Below are 21,022 nucleotides of genomic sequence, written 5' to 3' on the forward strand. Positions count from 1 at the left end.
TTATTTATAAAATAATATACTGGTGATTTGAACAGCTATGGCATCAATCACAAAAACCCATAGCGAGGCCGTTACAACAGCTGAATTTACCGCTATACCAACACTCTCGGTACCTTTGTTTGAATTGTAACCTTTATAGCATCCCACAAAACCAATGGCGAAGCCAAAAAATATGGTTTTAACAAATGCAGGTAAAAAATCAGAAAAATCAATTGCGGCTACACACTTATGGAAGTATAATACATAACTAATGCTATCGGTAATATTTAATGCGATAAAGCCCCCTATCAACCCTATCACATCGCCAATTATGGTCAATAAAGGAACCATGCAGGTTACCGCCAGTATGCGTGTAACCACTAAATATTGCAGCGGACTGGCGCCCGATACTTCCATCGCATCAATTTGCTCGGTAACTTTCATGCTGCCCAGCTCGGCACCTATGCTTGATGCTATTTTGCCCGAACAGATGAGCGCGGTAATCACCGGCCCTATTTCGCGAATGAGTGATACAGCTAAAGTGGTGGGCAGCATGCTTTCCTCACCAAACGATACTAATGAGGGCCTTAGCTGCAGTATAAGTACCGCCCCCATTATAAAGGAGGTTATGCCAACCAGCATCATTGACCGGTAACCGATCTCATAACACTGGCGCACAAATTCCGACCACTCGAAACCTCCCGCAAATATATTTTTAAAAAAACTGGTGAAGAAAACGCATTGATCGCCAATGCCTGCAAACCATTTTCTCCAGCCAGTGAGCTCATGCTCCTGTACTGCTGCCATAGGTGTTAGTTAAGTGTCTGTTACAACAAATAATAAGCTATTTGTTTTGTTAACGTTCAAAATAAACTTAACCTTGGCTTAACGCAGCGGCTTGTTACATAGGCACTTCTATTAAGAGTAAACGGGATTTCGCTTCGGTTATAATTGTAATTGAACTGGTATTATAAACACCCAAAGCATCCTTTTTGTTTAATGTTGTGCCGTCTATTTCGGCAGCACCATCAATTACAAACACATAAACACCATTACCTGGTTGTTTAATATCGTAAGTAAACTCTTTGCCTGCTTCAAAATCGCCCATTGAGAATGTTGCATCCTGGTTTATCCAAAGCGTATCAGCATTTTTATCCGGAGATATCAATGTGGTTAACTCGTTCAGCTTTAAAACATCGGTAAAGTTCTTTTGGTCGTACCGTGGTTTAATGTTCCTTTCCTTGGGGAAAAGCCATATCTGCAAGGTATTGGCAGCTTCTGTTTTAGAGTGATTGTACTCTGAGTGGGTAACTCCGCTCCCTGCCGACATTACCTGAACCTCACCTGCGTGTATTACGCCTATGTTCCCCATGCTATCCTTATGCTCCAATGCGCCTGAAATTGGGATAGTGATGATCTCCATATTATCGTGCGGATGCGTTCCAAAACCTTTGCCACCTGCAATAATATCGTCATTTAAAACCCTTAATGCACCGAAATGTACTTTTTCAGGATCGTAATAAGAAGCAAAGCTGAAAGAGAAATTTGCCTTTAACCAGCCTATATCGTTGTGTCCGCGTTTATCGGCGGCATAATATATTTTTTCCATGTCTTTTATATTTATATGTTTAAACATGCAATTTTTATTCCATATATTAATTATATGTATTTTTGCAAGGAAATTTGTTTAAACATGGCATATAAAGCTATAATTGCGGGCGCAAGCGGACTAATTGGCAGTAAATTATTAACTATCCTGCTAAACCAGCCGGAGTATGCCGAAGTGGTAATTTTAGTCAGAAAATCAACCGGCATTCAGCATGCAAAATTAAAGGAGCTGGTAATTGATTATGACCAGTTAGATAATTATGCTGATGAAATATCGGGCCATGCTATATTTAGCTGCCTGGGTACAACCAATAACAAAACATCGGATAAAAATGTCTATCGTAAAATAGATCATGATTACCCGGTTAAACTGGCACAATTAGCATTGAAAAATGGCGTTAAGCAGTTTCATTTAGTTTCATCAATTGGTGCCAACGCCCAATCATCTACTTTTTACATCAAACTAAAAGGCGAAACAGAAGAGGATATAATTAAAGTTGGATTAAAAACCGTGCATATCTATCAGCCCTCATTAATAACCGGCGACAGGAAAGAGCACAGGCTTGCCGAAAAGATAATAACCCCGATAATGAAGCTCATTGACCCTTTATTATTTGGCAGTTTAAAAAAATACAGGAGCATACCGGCACAAACTATTGCGATGGCCATGTTCAAAGAATCGATTAATAACGAAGAGGGCATATTTATACATCCCTCCGATAATATAAAACAAATAGCGTGAGTACTTATATTTCAGCCGAGAACCTCGGTCATTCTTTTCATGATAAGTGGTTGTTTAAAAATGTAACCATTGGCATTAACCGCGGGCGCAGGGTTGCACTGGTGGGCATTAATGGCGCAGGAAAATCAACCCTGTTAAAGCTTTTGGCAGGTGAGTTTTTACCAACCGAGGGTAAAGTAGTACGTAGTCGTGATTTGAGGTTAGGCTATTTGGAGCAGGATCCGCACTTTAAAAATGCTGTTTCCATCAGCGATTATATTTTTCATGCTGATAATGTGCAGCAGCAAGCCATCAGAAAATACGAAGAATTGCTGGAAAACGACCCCGATAATGCCAAAGCTATTGATAAAGCTATGGAAGAACTGGGCGATGTGGATGCCTGGGAATATGAATACAAGATCAAAACGATATTAGGCAGGTTGGATATTCACCACCTGAATCAGCATATCGATACCCTATCGGGCGGCCAAAAGAAGCGTTTGGCCCTTGCCCGTTTGCTTATTGAAGATCCGGATATCTATATTTTAGATGAGCCTACCAACCACCTGGACATTGATACCATTGAATGGTTGGAGAAATTACTGACCGAAGGATCGAAAACCATACTGATGGTTACGCACGACAGGTATTTCCTGGATAATGTTTGTAACGAGATATTGGAGATTGACCGTGGTAAAATGATCCCCTACGTAGGCAACTATGGCTATTATTTAGAGAAAAAAGCAGAACGCGAAAGCGCTGATGAGGCACAGTTCCAAAAAAACAGCAATTTACTGAAGAAAGAATTGGAGTGGATGCGCAGGCAACCACAGGCCCGCGGTACAAAATCAAAGGCACGTATTGATGCTTTTTATGATCTGGAAGAGAAAACAAAGAATACCGGCATTAAGGAAAAGGTTGAACTGAGCGTAAAAACAGCACGCCAGGGCAACAAGATCATGGAACTACACCATATCAGCAAGGCTTTTAACGGCATTACTTATACCGATAACTTTAGCTATGTATTCAAAAAAGGTGATCGTATTGGCTTAGCTGGCAAGAACGGCAGCGGCAAATCCACCTTATTAAACATGATAACAAGTGCGCTACAACCTGATAAAGGCACTATTGAAACGGGTGAAACTACCGTAATGGGCTATTTTCACCAGGCTGGTATTACCTTTAAGGATGATGAGCGTGTAATAGATGTAGTTAAAAACGTAGCAGAGTTTATTACAATGGCTGATGGGAAGACCATTTCAGCTTCTGCCCTACTTACTTTGTTCCTTTTCCCACCGGCTAAACAATATGGTTTTATTGCCAATTTAAGCGGCGGCGAGAAAAAAAGGCTGCAATTAATGAGCATCCTGATGAAGAACCCTAACTTCCTGATACTGGATGAGCCCACCAATGACCTGGATATTGACACACTTAACGTACTTGAAGAGTTCCTTACCAACTATGGCGGCGTGTTAATGATGGTATCGCATGATAGGTATTTACTGGATAAGCTAACCGATCAGCTATTCATAGTAGAAGAAAAAGGCCATGTAAGGATATATAATGGCAATTATTCATCATACCGTATTGAGCAGGAAGAAGCCCGTCAGCAGAAAAAGACCACTCCTGTTGCAGCATCCCAACCTGTTCAGGCTAAGAAAAGCAAGCTAAGTTTTAAAGAAACAAAGGAGCTTGAAACCCTCGAACAAGAGATTGTTAAGATTGAAAATCAGCTATTGGATTGCAATAAACAGCTGGACACAGCGGGTATTGATAACAACAAACTGAATGAGATACTGGATAAGATCAACACATTAAACAACCAGCTTGACGAAAAAAGCATCCGCTGGATAGAGTTAACTGAACTAAAAGAGTCATAAATGAAAGCTTCTGATATCATAGCTTCAATAGGTGTTATTATACTTTTAATAGCGTTTCTTTTAAATTTATATAAGAAACTACCTAGTTCAAGTAAGGTATATATCTTTATGAATTTCTTAGGTGCAGCTATATGTTGTTTCTCATCATACCTGATAAAATTCTATCCATTTGTGGTATTAGAAAGCATATGGTCACTTGTAGCTTTGGTCTCATTATTTAAGGTTCCACGTGAAACATCGGGCAACAATAAATAACATTATTCAATGTTTCACGTGGAACATGCGGACTAAAAAGTACATTTTGTAAAGAATAAATATTTGATGTTTCACGTGAAACATCAATAAAACAATAAGAATAACGTTCTATATAGAGCGATTTATAGGTAAATAGCCATGTTTAAGAAGTATAATGTAATAGTAGTTGGCGCAGGCCATGCCGGTTGTGAAGCAGCAGCGGCAGCAGCCAATCTCGGTTCATCAGTATTATTGATCACCATGAATATGGGTACTATAGCACAGATGAGCTGTAACCCTGCTATGGGTGGTGTTGCCAAAGGGCAAATAGTACGTGAGATTGATGCAATGGGTGGGTATTCAGGTATTATAACCGATAAAACATCTTTGCAGTTCCGCATGCTAAACAAGTCTAAAGGCCCTGCTATGTGGAGCCCACGTGCGCAAAGTGATCGTGCACGCTTCGCTGAGGAATGGCGTTTAGCTTTAGAAAGGACACCCAATGTTGATTTCTGGCAGGATACCGTTACATCCCTATTAGTAAAGAACAATACTATTTGTGGTGTTAAAACATCTATAGGTATAGAGATAGAAGCTGATTCGGTAGTACTAACTAATGGTACTTTTTTAAACGGTGTAATACATATAGGCGAGAAACGTTTTGGTGGTGGTCGCACAGGTGAGAAAGCAGCAACAGGTTTAACCGAGCAATTAGTGGAACTTGGCTTTGAATCGGGTAGAATGAAGACAGGTACCCCACCCCGTGTGGATGGAAGAAGCCTGAACTATTCATTAATGGAAGAACAATGGGGCGATGAAGAACGTGGCCGCTTCTCTTATACTGATGTAGAACTTGCCAATGATCAACGTTGCTGCTGGATAACATATACCAATAGCAAGGTGCATGAAACATTGAAAGAAGGCTTTGAAAGATCACCCATGTTTACCGGCAGAATAAAAGGCCTGGGGCCTCGTTATTGCCCATCAATTGAAGATAAAATAAACCGTTTCGCTGAGCGCGAGCGCCACCAGATATTTGTTGAGCCTGAAGGATGGAACACCGTTGAGATCTATGTAAATGGTTTCTCTACTTCATTACCTGAAGAGATTCAGTACAAAGCATTGACCCAGATACCAGGCTTTGAAACAGTAAAAATGTTCCGTCCGGGTTATGCTATTGAATATGATTTCTTTCCTCCTACCCAACTGAGTTTAACATTAGAAACCAAGCTGATTAGCAACCTATATTTCGCCGGACAAATAAATGGAACAACCGGTTATGAGGAAGCGGCATCACAAGGTTTTATGGCTGGTATCAATGCACATCAAAAGATCAACGATAAACATGAACTGATACTGAAAAGATCAGAGTCGTACATCGGTGTATTGATTGATGACCTGGTGACCAAAGGAACAGAAGAGCCTTACCGCATGTTTACCTCAAGAGCAGAGCATCGCTTATTACTTCGTCAGGATAATGCTGATATCAGGTTAAGCCCTATAGGTCATGATTTGGGATTGATCAATGATCAGCGTTTAGAGAAGGTGAATAATAAGGTTAAGAACTCTGATGATATTGTTGCTTATACCAAAGCAAGGTCCATCGATCCATCAAATGTTAATACCCTATTGGATTCGTTAGAGACAAGCCCTATTTCGCAAGGAGCCAAATTATTTAATTTACTGAGCAGGCCTCAGGTTGCATTTACAGATTTGAGAAAGGCAGATTCAGCCCTTGATGAGCTCTTATCAAAATATGACAAAGAAACTGTTGAGCAGGCTGAAATAAAAATCAAATATGAGAGTTATTTTGAAAAGGAAATGGACATTGTTGATCGTATGAAAAAAATGGAGGACCGTGAAATAAATGCAGCGTTTGATTATCACACCCTGCAGTCACTTTCAAAAGAAGCACGTGAAAAACTAATGAAGATAAAACCACGCACTTTGGGCCAGGCATCTCGGATTTCGGGCGTTTCACCGTCTGATATTTCTGTTTTAATGGTTCACATGTCAAGATAAGTTTATAATTAACTGTATATCAATTAAATATAAAAATTTGCGATTAGAGCCATTATTTTTAATTTCGAATATCAATCATTGTCAAAAACTAAAAATCGATTATAGCCTATAAAAACTATGTTAAATAAAAGGGATCTGTTTTTTTATAAAAATTTACTGTTTGTGGCTATAGTTTTAATGATTTTTGGGTGTGCTAGTCAGCAATTACCTCATGGCGGGCCAAAAGATGTGACTCCTCCCCGATTAGTGAAGGCTACCCCTCCAAATATGACGCGTCACTTTGCGGCAAAAACTGTGCGACTGGATTTCGACGAGTATTTTAAATTGAACAATCAATTTACAGAAATATCAATGAGCCCCGTGCAGGACAAGCAACCGGAGTTTAAAATCAAAGACAAAAGCCTGGTGATAAATTTTAAAGATACGCTGCAAAAAAACACAACCTATGTCATCAACTTTGGTAAGGCTATACAGGATGTTAATGAAGGCAATACTTTAAAAAACTTTACTTACGTTTTTTCTACAGGTCCTCATATCGATTCGCTCAGTGTATCGGGTAACGTTACCAACTCCTTAACGCAGCAAAGAGAAAAAGATGTAACGGTTATGCTTTTCCCGATGGATAAAGACTCTGTATATTTTGGTAAAAAGAAACCGACTATTTATGCCACTACTGATACCGCAGGTAATTTCTCATTAAACAACTTACATGACGGTGATTATACCATCTACGCTTTAAAAGAATCTGCTCCCGACAGGATCTATGACAAAGATGATGAACTGATAGCATTCCTAAAAAAACCCATCCACCTTTATTCAGATACCTCAGATATAAAATTATCCCTGTTTCAGCAGGATCCTCAAAAGTTCCGAATGGTTGAAAAGAAATTTGATCAGGACGGTAAACTATTTATGGTGTTTAATAAAAAGCTTACTAATCCATCATTAAAAGTTATTTATCCGCCAACTTTCGATAATTTAAAAATAGTAGAGTTCAGCAAAACAAATGACACGGCCAAGCTTTATATGAAGAATATGGATTTTGACTCATTAAGTGTAGCCGTATTGGACAATGGCAAACCTATTGATACTGTAACAAAAGAAAAAGGCCGGAAAGAGACCTTTAAAAAGGACTTTACATTTGTATTGAGCAGTGGTGCCAATAATAAATTAAAACCTTATACAGACCTGCTAATAACCTCAACAGCGCCAATAGATAACATAGATGAATCACAAATTACCTTAAGCGAAGATTCAACATCAGTAGCTTTTAACTTAGTTAAAGATACATCAGGTACAAGGAAGTTTACGATGAAATATCACTGGAAACAGGATGCAAAGTATATTGTTGATTTTGAGCCGGGAGCATTCACTAGTATCTATGGCCAAAAGAATATAAGATTTGTAAAATCGTTCACTATTGATAAAGCTGAGAATTACAGTACACTAACATTGCATGTAACTGTGCCCGATACCTCAAAACAATACATAGTTCAGTTTTACCAGGATAATAAAAATATACTCAACAGCTACCCGATAAGTAAAAACGGTAATATAGTTTACAAGAATTACCTGACTGGCAAATATCACATAAGAGTGATATACGACTCCAATCGTAACGGCAAATGGGATACCGGTAATGTAAAAAAGAGACTATACCCTGAAAACATCTGGATAGATCCTACAGAAATAACACTACGGCCTAACTGGGATGCGGAGGATAAACTGGATATACCTAGGGAGGTTGTAGTTCAGTAATAACAGTAACTCATTGTCATACTGAACTTGTTTCAGCACCCCACATGCTAAGTCTTCACCAAGCAACTTGCTTGTCCTGTGTGATCCCGAAACAAGTTCGGGATGACGGTTTATTAATTGTTTATTCCTTAAACCAACCCGAGTACATTATATAATTATTCGGCAAACGTGTTAACATTTCACGCTGGGCATCAGTAATTGGCTTTATCTTTTTTGCAGGAGCACCTGCATATAAAAAGCCAGAATCACAAATAGTTTTCTCCAATACAACTGAACCAGCTGCTATAATAACAAATGGCTCTACAATAGCATGATCCATCACAATGGCTCCCATACCTACTAATACATTATCATGCAACGTGCAGCCATGTACAAGCGCGTTGTGCCCTATTGACACGTTGTTACCAATGTTTGTAGGTGCATATTGATAGCTACAGTGGATCACCGCACCATCCTGTATATTAGTGTTGTTACCTATCTTGATATAATGTACATCACCACGTATAACCGCGTTGAACCAAACGGAGCAATTATCGCCCATAACCACATCACCAACTATGGTAGCATTTTCGGCTATAAAACAGTCCGATCCCCAAACAGGGCTTTTATCTTTTACTGGTAATATGAGTGGCATTTGTTAATTATTGAATGAGCGATTTATTGAATTATTGATTTAAAAATTTTTATGTTTGAAAAATTAAAAAGCGGAAATAGCTCAGCTGGTAGAGCATCAGTTTCCCAAACTGAAGGTCGCGAGTTCGAACCTCGTTTTCCGCTCTTTAAAATTTACATTCAAAACTTCCACCAAGTTTTTTTTTCTTTAATAATATCCCAATACTTTTCATTAAATATCTCATTGGTTAAATTTTTACTGATTTCATAACCATATGGATATATTGAATCCTCGTTTCCATTTTTGAATCTTTTCATAACCCTTTGCATAGGAAAAATTATGTTTCCATCAGGTAATTTAACTGAAGCTGTAATTTCACCATCCGCCGTATCATCGTCAGTTATCCAAAAAGAACCAGGGATATTTTTAATTATAGTATTTCCAATGTAAGATCCTATTGAAAATAAAATCGGACCAAGATTTTTAGAAAGTGTACTTCCAGCCTTCGCTTTTCCTTTTTTAGTATTTATTATAAAATACTTATCTATTTCGATAAAACTAGTAATGGTGTAATCCAAATCTAATTTGATAGATTTAAATGCTTTTACAATCCATTCAGAATTTGTGTTTATATCTTCTTTTAAATTACCCATATTAAATCTATTTAACACACCGTATCATGCACCTGCTCTTCATGCACCGGATAATCAGTAGTATAATGTAAACCCCTGCTTTCCTTTCTTACCATAGCCGATTTTACAACTAAATACGATACCTGTATTAAATTACGCAGTTCGCAAAGTTTTACCGATAGCTTGGTTTTTTTATAAAAGGTTTCTGTTTCCTCATATAATAAACCTAAACGGCGCATAGCACGTTCCAACCTGAAATCTGAGCGTACAATACCCACATAATCATTCATCAGCTTTTGCATTTCACGAACGTTGTGCGTTACCAATATATCTTCATTTGATAATTGTACACCCTTTTCATCCCAATCAGGTATTTCAGTCGGGATCATATTATTTTCAAACTGTTTGATCGCATCCTCATAAATACGGTGTGCAAAAACTAACGCCTCTAATAATGAATTGGATGCCAATCGATTAGCACCGTGTAAGCCGGTTGATGAGCATTCGCCGCAGGCATATAATCTTAATATAGATGAACGGCCAACATGATCAACCATAATACCACCACACATATAATGGCAGGCCGGCGCAACTGGAATCATATCCTTGGTCATATCAATACCAATCTCTAAACACTTAGCATATATATTAGGGAAATGTGCCAGTATATCTTTTTTATTACGATGGCGGATATCTAAATAAACATAATCCTCACCTGATTTTTTGATCTCGGCATCAATTGCCCTCGCAACAATATCCCTGGGTGCTAATGATTTACGCGGATCATATTCCTGCATAAATTCATCTCCATTAATACGTTTTAATACACCACCAAAACCACGTACTGCTTCAGATATTAAGAATGAAGGATATTCACCCGGATTATATAAAGCTGTTGGGTGGAATTGTATAAACTCCATATTACGCACTTTACCTTTTGCACGGTAAACCATAGCAATACCATCACCGGTAGCTATAGTAGGGTTTGTAGTAATTGAATATATATGGCCTGCACCACCTGATGCCATTACTGTTACTTTAGATAATATCTTATCAACCGTATTATTATGTGTATCTAAAGCGTAAATACCATAACAGGTAATATCTTCACTTGATTTATTCACAAAATCACCTAAGTGATGTTGTGTTATCAGGTCGACAGCAAAATAATGGGTTAGGATTTCAATGTTAGGGTTTTTATGGATCTCTTCTAATAAAGAACGCTCAATTTCAAACCCGGTAATATCCTTATAATGTAATACACGGAATTCAGAATGCCCACCCTCTTTTGCCAGGTCATAAAAACCTTCATTTGTTTTATCAAAATTGGTTCCGTAATCAATAATCTCGCGAATCCGCTCCGGACCCTCTTTTACTACGGCTTCCACAACTTCAAGGTCGCAGAGCCCATCACCCGATATTAAGGTGTCATTTATATGTTTTTCAAAAGAATCTTCTTTTTTATCCACAACTACAGCTACGCCACCCTGGGCATACTTAGTGTTTGATTCGTCTTCGTTAGCCTTTGTAACTATCAGAACCTTACCATGCTTTGCTGCTTTAAGTGCAAAACTCAATCCGGCTATCCCTGATCCCACTACAAGGAAATCAACATTCCTGGTCATAAATTATATATAAGATGTGTAAAATTAATGCTTCTGTTAGTAATAGGCATTAAAGATGTTAATTTTGTGTAAGTAAAAACTTAATAAAATATTAAAAGGTTGATAAGTGTGACTTTCATGACAAAAGCTCCCAATCTTTGAGCTACTTTTAAGATCATAAACGCTAGTAACTAACATTTATTAACCAAGTGAAATATTAACAAAACTGTTTTAAAAATATTTCATGGTTTATAAATAGACTTATTAATCAATGCAATAAAGTAAAAACAATGTATATTAAATGTTAGTAAATTATTAAAAACAATATTTTATGTATAAAGCTTCACAACTTTTAAACATAACTAACACCTTAATAACAATAGTTTCTTTATATATATAAAAACTAATTATTATTATTTGATTTGTGGAATGGATACCTTAGAGGAAATAAATTTGAAAGGTTTCGTGGACGAATACATCGACCCGACGCTTGATCTTTTTGTTGAAATTGAAAGATTAAAAAAAGAGAAAAATGCTGTTATACTTGCTCATTATTACCAGGAAGGTGATATCCAGGATATCGCGGATTATATCGGCGATAGCTTGGGATTATCACAACAAGCCGCTAAAACCGATGCCGATATTATCGTATTTGCCGGCGTACACTTCATGGCAGAAACAGCAAAGATATTATCACCAAACAAAAAAGTTTTATTACCCGACTTAAAGGCAGGATGCTCATTAGCAGATAGTTGCCCACCTCATTTGTTCAGGAAATTTAAAGAATCATACCCTGATCATTTGGTAATAACCTATGTGAATTGCACAGCTGAGCTAAAGGCTATGACCGATATAGTTTGTACATCAAGCAACGCAATACAAATTGTGGAAAGCTTGCCTAAAGACCAGAAAATAATATTCGGACCCGATAAAAATCTGGGTGCTTATGTAGCCAAAAAAACAGGCCGGGATCTGGTTTTATGGAATGGTGCTTGTATGGTGCATGAAATATTTTCGAGGGAGAAAATAACCAAACTAAAGGAGCGCCATCCTAATGCTAAGTTATTGGCGCACCCTGAATGTGAGGATGTTATTTTGCAAATGGCTGATTATATAGGATCAACCACCGGCATATTAAAATATGCTACCAATAACCTGGCTACTGAGTTTATTGTAGCTACAGAGGCAGGTATTTTGCACCAAATGCAAAAAGACAACCCTAATAAAAAATTTTTTCCGGCTCCGCCGAATAACACTTGCGCGTGCAATGATTGCCCACATATGAAGCGCAATACGCTGGAAAAATTATACCTGTGCCTGAAAAATGAAATGCCGGAAGTAACTGTACCTGAGCATATAATTGCCAGGGCCGTAAAACCTATTGAAAGAATGCTGGAGATATCAGCGCAATTAGGATTATAAAAAGAGATGTTCGATAATAAAGAGAAAACCAATATTGAGGAGTTAGGTGAATTTGGTTTAATAAATTACCTGACCAAAAATATACAACTGGTACAAAAAAGCACTGTTAAAGGTGTTGGTGATGATGCAGCAGTACTAAATGCTGAAGGAAAAAGAGTATTAGTATCAACCGATATGTTGCTGGAAGGCATTCATTTCGATTTGGCTTACACGCCATTAAAGCATTTAGGCTATAAAGCAATACAGGTAAACCTGAGCGATATATACGCCATGAATGGTAAAGCCGAGCAGGTAACAGTATCGATAGGGATGTCGAGCAAATTTCCGTTAGAGGCGATAGAGGAATTGTATGAAGGTATATATTTAGCCTGTGAAAAATATAGTGTTGATTTGGTAGGTGGCGATACCACCTCATCAAAACAAGGTTTGGTTATAAGTGTAACTTCAATTGGTTATGCTGATGAAAAGGATATTGTTTACCGTAATGGCGCTGAGGAAGGCGACCTGATCTGTGTATCTGGTGATTTAGGTGGGGCTTATATCGGCCTGCAATTGTTGGAACGTGAGAAACAGATCTATCTGGAAAACCCAAAAATTCAACCCGATCTTGAAGGAAAAGATTATATAGTTGAGCGTCAGCTAAAGCCGGAGGCTCGCGGTGATATTATTGATCTGTTAAAGGAAATTGATGTTAAACCAACGTCGATGATAGATGTATCGGATGGTTTGGCTTCGGAATTACTGCATATATGTAAACAAAGCAACAAAGGGTGTAATTTGTACGAGGAAAAGATCCCGCTCGACCCAATGACCTTTGAAACCGCCCGCGAATTTAATCTTGACCCAACCGTGTGCGCCCTGAGTGGTGGCGAAGACTACGAGCTTCTCTTTACCGTTAAACAAGCCGATTACGACAAGATTAAGTTTAAAATGGATATTACCATCATCGGTTACATAACAGAGCCTGCGGCGGGCTGTAATCTGGTAACTAAAGGCGGAGCGGTACATCCGCTAAAGGCGCAGGGGTGGAATGCGTTTAAGAGCGGGGAATAGGCAATAATTATAACCAACGTCATTGCGAGGAACGAAGCAATTCTACGACAGCATTACGAATATGCTCGCGTGAACATCGCGTGAAGCCGCTCATAGGCGCGGAGCCCTAGTTCTTTTGTCTTGACACAAAAGAACCAAAAAGTCAAGACAAAAAGATCCGTCCTCCCATAGGCAAAACACCCTGGCCCGCGCTTTTTGTCGGGCCTTTGCACACTTTTGATCACGGTTCAATTAAAACTTTGCCATTTTAGAAATTAAATGAAACTCGGTCCCCGTCAGTAGAACAGCTTCGGGTGAAAGCAGGCAAAACTATGGTGGCTTTGTGTAGTGGCAGGGCATAGCAGATTTTTACAGAAGGGTAAAGGCCAAAGCGCGTAGCGACAGCAGGGTAAAAATATAGCAGCCCCGGTTTTGCCTGATTTGCTGGGCAAAGGCCTAGTGCGGCAAAGAAGCATTTCTGCTGACTTGATTTTTTGCTACCTTTTGTATCAAGACAAAAGTAGTAGCCTCCGCGGCAATGAGCGGCTTCACATGATAAGTCGACACGAGAATTCTGCTAGTCGCGGACTTGCAATGATGTATGGAGATTTTTTTATTTCAACTCTCCCTTCACCTGCTCCGCCACATCATCCTGATCAATATACTTCTGATCCAGTTGTTTATTAGCCTTAGCACCTAAACTCTTAATTTTTTCGGCAGTTTTGGTGAGGTTGCCGTTGCCTTCGGTTAATTTGTTGATAGCATTATCATAAGCGCCCTGGCTTTGTTTTATGTTTTTGCCGATGCTTTCCATATCACCTACAAAGCCCACAAACTTGTCATACATAGCGCCGCTTAGGCGGGCAATTTCCAATACGTTGCGGTTTTGGCGTTCCTGTTTCCAGATGCTGGCGATGGTACGTAGGGTTGCCAGTAAAGTAGACGGACTTACAATTACCACTCGTTTATCCCATGCATCGCTGAATAACTCCGCATCTAACTGCACCGCGAAACTGAAAGATGATTCTATCGGTATAAACAGCAAAACAAAATCAGGCGAATTGATCTGGTATAGGTCATGATAATTTTTTGCAGAAAGGCCGTTCACGTGGCTGCGGATAGATTCCACATGTGCTTTTGAATATAGCTTGCGCTCGTCCTCGGTTTCACAATTTACCAGGCGCTCATAAGCTATTAAGGATACTTTAGAGTCGATGATCAAATGTTTTTCATCCGGCAGGTCGATAATAACATCGGGTTGTAAACGACTGCCATCGCTGCCCGATAAACTTACCTGCATACGGTATTCCTGGTCTTTTACTAAGCCTGAGCGCTCCAAAACACGCTCCAATATTACCTCGCCCCAGTTACCTTGCTTTTTATTATCGCCTTTAAGTGCTTTTGTTAGATTTTGCGCTTCGCTGCTGATGAGTTTATTCAGATCCATCAACTGTGTGATCACACCTTTAAGGGTGTTGCGCTCAGCGGCCTCCATATTGTAAACCTTATCAACCTTTTCCTCAAAAGCCTTGATATTTTCTTTTAGCGGATTCAGTAATACGTCTAAATTAGCACGGTTGGTTTCCACAAACTTTTGCGACTTTTCATCCAATAGCTTATTGGCCACATTCTGAAATTCCAGTTGAAATTTTTGCTGTATTTCCTGTATGCTTTTTTCCTGTTCGCCTAACCTTTCGCGCTGGGCCTTGAACTGTTCTTCGGCTTTGGCCATGCGGTTTTTTTCGGTAAGCAGGTCTTGGTTTAAAACGTTCAATGAGTTTTCATAGCGGATACGCTCATCCTGTAATTGCTTGTCGGCTTTGTCGCGTTCGGCAGCTAAACCAAAGGCACGTTCCTCTGCTTTGGCTAAAGCAATTTTAAGCTGATCACTTTCATTTTTTAGCCGTGCAAAGTCCTCTGCCGAAATACCATCGGCAGCAACCGGTTTTTTGATAAAAAGAAACACAGCAATTAAAAGAATTACAACGGCAGCGATTAAAACAAAAACACTCATTTTGATAAAAATATTAGCAAAACGAAGGTAGGAAATTTTAAGAAAGAAAAAATATGGAGAAATAAAAAAGCAGGCTAAACTTAATTTAGCCTGCTTTTCAGTTCCCTTTTCAGTTCCCTTTTCGGTTGGTCAGGGAGCTTTATCTTTTTCAACCCTCAAGCCAACATCGCTCACTTCACGCAGTGGGTTATCGCGCATATTCTGCTCAATCTCAAAATGGTAAACGCCTTTAGCCGGGAACCTGTAGGTTGATTTAAACAGCATCTGGTAACTGTACAAATTACCTGAACCCGTGCCCAACCATTCGCCATCGGTATTTGCCAGTTTAAACTCCATACGGGTTGAGGTTGGCTTATTATCCGGCCCGGCTTGGTGCATCAAAATAAAGATGTTGGCGTATTTATAATCTGCAGTTACCCTTAAATTAAAATACAGGTTATAGGGGATGTTGGCGTCATCAATTTTAACATCAAACTTAGCCCGGTTAACGTACGACCAGTTGTGGTTATCAATTTCCACGCTCTTATCCATCACCGCGTTTGGGTCGGTGCAGCCGCTGCAGTATAATGTTATTAATATAACCGGTAAAAGGTATAGTGTTTTAAATGCCCGTGTCATCATTAATTATTCTACTGATTTCCCGGGGTTATTATCGGGACGGTTTTGATTATTTTGGTTTGGACGGCGGTGTTTATGACGCCTGTTATTACCGCTTGGTTTTGCACCTTCCGGCTTTGCACCTTCTGCACTGGGTTGGCCCTGTGGTTTTTGCTGCCTTTCCGGTCTTGGTGGTCTGTTTGCGTTTGCTTCGCGGGCAACAGCAGGTTGTGGCCTTAGTTGGTTAGGCTGAGGATTGGCTTGGGTAGCACCACCGCCATTTGGATTTGAATTTTTATTCCGGTTCTTGTTCTTCTTTTTATTGTTGTTGCGGCTGCGTTCGTCCAAACGGGTTAAGCTATCCTGGCCAACAACATTTTCATAGTCAGGTGCCTTGGCTGTAAGTGTTTCAACCGGAATAATTTCGCCCAGATCGGCAGGAATAATGCCATCCTTGTTCTGTTGCTGAATTTCTTTAACCTTGCTTATTGGTAGCGGGATCCATGATTCTTCTCGCGGATAGCTGAACCACATCAGCTTTTTAAATATATCCGTTTTTTGCAAACGGGCGTCTCCCCTTTCGGTTTTCAGCACATTTACATTATCGGGGATATGCTTAAGCGCATCCATATAAGTATCAAGCTCGTAGTTCAAACAGCACTTTAACTTACCACATTGGCCGGCAAGTTTCAAGGTATTCAACGATAAGTTTTGATACCTCGCGGCCGAAGTAGATACCGTTTTAAAATCGGTTAGCCAGGTTGAGCAGCAAAGCTCGCGCCCGCATGAACCGATACCGCCCAGCCTGCTGGCTTCCTGGCGCATGCCTATCTGGCGCATCTCAATCCGTATCCTGAACTGTTCCGCCATTTTCTTGATCAATTCCCGAAAATCGACGCGGCCTTCGGCCGTATAATAAAAGGTGGCTTTGGTTTTATCGCCCTGGTAATCCACATCGCTCAGCTTCATGCTCAGGTTAAGTTCAAGCGCCAATTTGCGGGATCTGTGCATTGTTTCCCATTCCAGATCTTTGGCGGCTTTCCACTTGTCAACATCGGCTACAGTAGCTTTGCGGTATATTTTTTTGGTTACATCAGCTTCCTTTACGCGGCGTTTAACCATCTGCATCCGCACCAGCTCTCCGGTTATGGATACGTGGCCAACATCATAGCCGCCGGTAGCGGTTTCAACCACCACAAGCTCGCCTGCTTCAAGGTAAATGTTATCATTATTCAGATAAAACTCTTTTCTTGAACCCTTAAATTTAACTTCGATAACCTGAAACGGTTTATAATTTGTCGGCATATCCATGTGCGACAGCCAATCGTAAACATCTAATTTGCTGCAACCGTTAGTAAGGCATGAGCCATTACTTTTGCAGCCTGCAGGTGAGCATCCGCCCCCTGTTGAGCAACTTCCACATCCCATAATTAATTCGGCATATATTGTGTCCCTTGCGGGATCGTTTTAAACTTTACTGTTTTTATAATCTGTAAAGATACATCTAAAAATAAAATTTTAGGGTTTGCATTTCGTTCCACATGATAATGCGCCTTTTCCAGCTCTGCGCTGATAGCTTGCGCCATTGCAATATTCATCACTGTGGTCATTTTTTGCGCGGTTTCCAGCTCACTTGCAGGCAGGTGTACCAGGTTGTCGGCACCTGCAAGTAACAGGCAGATCTCGCGTATAAAACTAATGCCGTATCTTAAAAAGTTTTTTTGGTTTTCACGCCCCATCTTCGCCAGTTGATCGACAAAGCTTAATATTTCTAAACCCTTGTTACCGAAACACAGGCGCAGCCAATCAATAAATAATTTATGGTAGCCTTTGGTGTCCTGCTGCAGCATTATCAGCGCTTCGGTTAAATTGCCATTGCATAAATAAGCTATTTCGGCGGCAGCATCTTCGGTTTGGTTGTATTTGCTGATGAGGTGTTCCTTTATCTCGTCGTACTCTAATGCCGGTATTTTTACCAGTTGTGTACGCGAAAGTATGGTGTTTAATATCTGATCCTGGTTTTGGGCCACCAGTAAAAACAGCGTGTTGGGCTGTGGTTCTTCTATGATCTTGAGCAGGGCATTGCCCTCTTTATCTAAATACTCGGGCAGCCAAAGGATCAAAATTTTATAGGTTGATTCAAAAGGCTTTAAGCTCAATTTTTTGATAATCTGGTGGCACTCGGCAATGTTGATATTGGCCTGCTTGTTTTCGGCATCCAGGTAATCGCGCCAGATATCGAGGTTTAAATACGGATAGGCTATAAATGCTTCTCGCCATTGCTCAATAAAAGTCAGCGCGTTATCGTCTTTATGTTTAGCGAAGAATGGATAGGAAAAATGCAGATCGGGGTGCATCAGTTTCTGATACTTACGGCATGATGAACATACACCGCATGAATCGTCAGGCTGTTTATCCTCGCAACATAAATACTGGGCATAAGCAACCGCGAGCGCCAGACTGCCCGATCCCTCCGGACCCAAAAATAACTGCGCATGACTCACCCGGTTCTCATCCACCGTGTTCATCAATCGTTGTTTTATGGCTTCCTGCCCTACTATCTCTTTAAACTGCATTGGTGCAAAATAAGAATTAGATTTGAAAACTTGAATATTTGATTTGCAACAAGGATGCTTTCGTGGGAAAGATGGTATAAGAGAAACAAACTATTACCAATCAGTTCCCCTCTTGAGAGGGGTTAGGGATGTGTTATGCAAGCATGAAGTTTTAATCTTGATTTTGGGGAATGGTATCAACCAATCTCTACTCATTAAATATGGGCGTTCCCGCTATCCAGCGGGCCGGGCTGTTCGCTCATACTACACGAGCTTGTCATCCTGAGCGTAGTCGAAGGACGCTGCCATCCATAACGCAAAAATTCTACGCGATCCGTTTAACTCATTGGATCAATATCAACCTAACTAAATAAGCCCTATCTTTGATCTATGCTGATCATCTCCTGTCTCACATCTAAAATCTCACATATATCATGAGAATAATGGCCTTTGATTTCGGTACAAAGCGTATCGGCATAGCGGTTACCGATCCCTTGCAGATCATCGCTACCGGGTTGGATACCATCCATCCGCAGTATATTGTTGACTACCTGAAAAACTATTTACAAACCGAGCAGGTGGAGCGCTTTATTGTTGGCGAACCTAAACAAATGGATAATACGCCATCGCAATCAGCGGTGCATGTGAAGGGGTTTGTTACGATCCTCAAAAAAAACTTCCCTGAAATATCCGTTGAAATGCTGGATGAACGCTTCACCTCAAAAATGGCGTCGGCAACCATAGCCCAAAGCGGCATGAACAAAAAACACAGGCAGAATAAAGAGTTGGTGGATACGATCTCGGCGGTGATACTTTTGCAGTCATGGATGGAAAGAAAAATAACGTAGTTTTTGTATATTTATATTATGGAAGAAAAAAGTGTTTTTGAAGGAATAAAACATCTGAATAGTATAGGGCAAGAATATTGGAGTGGGCGAGAATTGTACAAAGTATTAAATTACATAAAATGGGAAAAGTTTCTGAATGTAATTGATAAAGCAAAAGAAGCGTGTAAAAATTCAGCGCAAGAGGTGGACGACCATTTTCCCCGGGTGGAGAAAATGGTAGAACTCGGCTCTGGGGCTAAGCGTGATATTGGTGATTTGCATCTTTCAAGATATGCTTGCTATCTAATTATTCAAAATGCCGACCCTTCAAAAGAAGTTGTTGCTTTGGGACAAACATATTTTGCAATACAAACAAGAAAGCAGGAGATTATGGAGCAATCCTTTGAACAACTGCGTAGTGAAGAAGAAAAGAGATTGTATTTAAGAAAAGAAATGGCTGAGCATAATAAACATTTGGCAGATGCAGCCAAAGATGCTGGCGTAATACAACCCTGGGAATATGCCGTATTTCAAAACCACGGTTACATGGGCTTGTATAATGGATTAGGAGCGAAAGAAATTCATGCTAAGAAAAGCCTAAAGAAAAATCAAAATATACTCGATCATATGGGTAGTACTGAGTTAGCTGCAAACCTATTCCGTGCCACACAAACAGAAGAGAAATTAAAAAGAGAAAAGATTAAAGGAAAAGCGAATGCGAACAAAGCGCATTATGAAGTTGGGAAGAAAGTAAGGCAAACAATTAAAGAATTAGGTGGTACAATGCCGGAAGAATTGCCTGCCGAAAACAGTATAAAAAAGCTGGATACGGGTAATTAATCACTTAAAATTTCCATTTATTTCAAATTTCTTAAGTTTGCCCCATGGAAATTCTCCCCCATGACCTTCAGGAATACCTGGATGATCATTGCGATCCGGAACCGGAAGCGTTGCAAAAGATCAACCGGGACACCTATCTCAAGGTGCTGAAACCGCACATGCTATCGGGCCATTATCAGGGCCGGTTGCTGAGCTTTTTGAGCAAAATGATGCAGCCAAAACGCATTTTAGAGATAGGCACCTTTACAGGTTACGCCACTATTTGCCTGGCCGAGGGCCTAACCGAAGATGGTATTATACATACCATTGAAGTTAACCGCGAGATGGAGGAAATGCTCAATTCACATTTTAAATCAACAAATGTGGAAAACAAAATCAGGCTGCATTTTGGCGCCGCAGAGGCGGTTATCGCCGATTTAGATGAAAAAAACTTCGACATTGTGTTTATTGATGCTGATAAAAAGAATAATTATTCCTACTTTCAGTTAATATTTGACAAAGTCAGGTCCGGTGGATTAATAATAATTGACAATGTTTTGTGGAAAGGAAAGGTATACGGCGAAGAAAATGATGCCGATACGCAAGGAATCCGCAAACTTAATGACATGATAACCGCAGACACGAGAGTTGAAAAACTAATCCTCCCGGTGCGAGATGGTATCCTGCTCATCAGAAAAAAATAGA

General features: G+C 39.9%; 19 protein-coding genes and 1 tRNA gene. 11 read left to right on the forward strand and 9 right to left on the reverse strand.

Annotated elements, in window-relative coordinates; genetic code table 11:
• Positions 1-786, reverse strand: a complete 786-nt coding sequence (locus BLU33_RS22450) for an MlaE family ABC transporter permease (RefSeq protein ID WP_091378680.1) — start codon at positions 784-786, stop codon at positions 1-3.
• Positions 787-880: 94 nt separating this feature from the next.
• The gene (locus tag BLU33_RS22455) at positions 881-1,588 is read right to left on the reverse strand and encodes a pirin family protein (RefSeq protein WP_091380915.1); all 708 of its coding nucleotides are present in this window, start codon (positions 1,586-1,588) and stop codon (positions 881-883) included.
• 84 nt (positions 1,589-1,672) lie between these two features.
• Here BLU33_RS22455 and BLU33_RS22460 point away from each other — a divergent pair, with 84 nt between their 5' ends.
• From BLU33_RS22460 to BLU33_RS22480, 5 genes are all read left to right on the forward strand, one after another.
• Entirely contained in the window at positions 1,673-2,329 is a 657-nt protein-coding gene (locus BLU33_RS22460) for an NAD(P)H-binding protein (protein WP_091378684.1), read from the forward strand.
• Positions 2,326-4,188 carry an ABC-F family ATP-binding cassette domain-containing protein gene (locus tag BLU33_RS22465; RefSeq protein ID WP_091378687.1) on the forward strand — a complete coding sequence of 621 codons (1,863 nt, stop codon included), beginning with the start codon at positions 2,326-2,328 and terminating at the stop codon, positions 4,186-4,188. Before BLU33_RS22460 ends, BLU33_RS22465 begins: the two co-directional genes overlap by 4 nt.
• Positions 4,189-4,443 (forward strand): CBU_0592 family membrane protein, encoded by a 255-nt coding sequence (locus BLU33_RS22470; protein WP_197684534.1) that lies wholly within the window; start codon positions 4,189-4,191, stop codon positions 4,441-4,443.
• 138 nt (positions 4,444-4,581) lie between these two features.
• Positions 4,582-6,444: a tRNA uridine-5-carboxymethylaminomethyl(34) synthesis enzyme MnmG gene (gene mnmG / locus BLU33_RS22475; protein ID WP_091378690.1), complete on the forward strand. Its 1,863-nt coding sequence runs from the start codon at positions 4,582-4,584 to the stop codon at positions 6,442-6,444.
• Between the two features lie 267 nt (positions 6,445-6,711).
• Positions 6,712-8,202: an Ig-like domain-containing protein gene (locus tag BLU33_RS22480; protein ID WP_232009343.1), complete on the forward strand. Its 1,491-nt coding sequence runs from the start codon at positions 6,712-6,714 to the stop codon at positions 8,200-8,202.
• Between the two features lie 121 nt (positions 8,203-8,323).
• On the opposite strand, the gene BLU33_RS22485 is transcribed toward BLU33_RS22480, so the two are convergent.
• Entirely contained in the window at positions 8,324-8,836 is a 513-nt protein-coding gene (locus BLU33_RS22485; protein WP_091378696.1) for a gamma carbonic anhydrase family protein, read from the reverse strand.
• A 70-nt stretch (positions 8,837-8,906) separates the two neighbouring features.
• On the opposite strand from BLU33_RS22485, the gene BLU33_RS22490 reads away from it, so the two are divergent.
• Positions 8,907-8,979, forward strand: a tRNA-Gly gene (locus BLU33_RS22490).
• Between the two features lie 15 nt (positions 8,980-8,994).
• Here BLU33_RS22490 and BLU33_RS22495 read toward each other — a convergent pair.
• Complete coding sequence (locus BLU33_RS22495) at positions 8,995-9,468, reverse strand: hypothetical protein (protein WP_091378699.1); 474 nt, start codon at positions 9,466-9,468, stop codon at positions 8,995-8,997.
• Between the two features lie 11 nt (positions 9,469-9,479).
• Positions 9,480-11,072, reverse strand: a complete 1,593-nt coding sequence (gene nadB, locus BLU33_RS22500) for an L-aspartate oxidase (protein WP_091378702.1) — start codon at positions 11,070-11,072, stop codon at positions 9,480-9,482.
• Between the two features lie 408 nt (positions 11,073-11,480).
• Here nadB and nadA point away from each other — a divergent pair, with 408 nt between their 5' ends.
• Together nadA and thiL are read left to right on the forward strand one after the other, a co-directional pair.
• Entirely contained in the window at positions 11,481-12,473 is a 993-nt protein-coding gene (gene nadA, locus BLU33_RS22505) for a quinolinate synthase NadA (RefSeq protein WP_091378705.1), read from the forward strand.
• Positions 12,474-12,479: 6 nt separating this feature from the next.
• Complete coding sequence (gene thiL, locus BLU33_RS22510; RefSeq protein WP_091378708.1) at positions 12,480-13,526, forward strand: thiamine-phosphate kinase; 1,047 nt, start codon at positions 12,480-12,482, stop codon at positions 13,524-13,526.
• A gap of 592 nt (positions 13,527-14,118) precedes the next feature.
• Here thiL and rmuC read toward each other — a convergent pair.
• From rmuC to BLU33_RS22530, 4 genes are all read right to left on the reverse strand, one after another.
• Complete coding sequence (gene rmuC, locus BLU33_RS22515; RefSeq protein ID WP_091378711.1) at positions 14,119-15,519, reverse strand: DNA recombination protein RmuC; 1,401 nt, start codon at positions 15,517-15,519, stop codon at positions 14,119-14,121.
• Positions 15,520-15,648: 129 nt separating this feature from the next.
• Positions 15,649-16,140, reverse strand: coding sequence for a gliding motility lipoprotein GldH (locus BLU33_RS22520; RefSeq protein WP_232009344.1), 492 nt, complete (start codon positions 16,138-16,140; stop codon positions 15,649-15,651).
• 3 nt (positions 16,141-16,143) lie between these two features.
• Positions 16,144-17,544, reverse strand: coding sequence for a regulatory iron-sulfur-containing complex subunit RicT (gene ricT / locus BLU33_RS22525; protein WP_091378717.1), 1,401 nt, complete (start codon positions 17,542-17,544; stop codon positions 16,144-16,146).
• A 2-nt stretch (positions 17,545-17,546) separates the two neighbouring features.
• A complete protein-coding gene (locus tag BLU33_RS22530) occupies positions 17,547-18,692 on the reverse strand; it encodes a DNA polymerase III subunit (RefSeq protein WP_091378720.1) in 1,146 nt (381 codons plus the stop codon).
• 413 nt (positions 18,693-19,105) lie between these two features.
• Between BLU33_RS22530 and ruvX the strand changes: the two genes are divergently transcribed.
• Genes ruvX through BLU33_RS22545 form a run of 3 tightly spaced genes read left to right on the forward strand, consistent with a single transcriptional unit; the run spans position 19,106 to position 21,021 of the window.
• The gene (gene ruvX / locus BLU33_RS22535; protein ID WP_091378723.1) at positions 19,106-19,519 is read left to right on the forward strand and encodes a Holliday junction resolvase RuvX; all 414 of its coding nucleotides are present in this window, start codon (positions 19,106-19,108) and stop codon (positions 19,517-19,519) included.
• 18 nt (positions 19,520-19,537) lie between these two features.
• A complete protein-coding gene (dinD, locus tag BLU33_RS22540; protein WP_091378725.1) occupies positions 19,538-20,338 on the forward strand; it encodes a DNA damage-inducible protein D in 801 nt (266 codons plus the stop codon).
• Between the two features lie 44 nt (positions 20,339-20,382).
• Complete coding sequence (locus BLU33_RS22545; protein ID WP_091378728.1) at positions 20,383-21,021, forward strand: O-methyltransferase; 639 nt, start codon at positions 20,383-20,385, stop codon at positions 21,019-21,021.
• Position 21,022: the final 1 nt, after the last annotated feature.

It is taken from the genome of Mucilaginibacter mallensis, from assembly GCF_900105165.1.
In the GTDB taxonomy this organism is placed as follows: domain Bacteria; phylum Bacteroidota; class Bacteroidia; order Sphingobacteriales; family Sphingobacteriaceae; genus Mucilaginibacter; species Mucilaginibacter mallensis.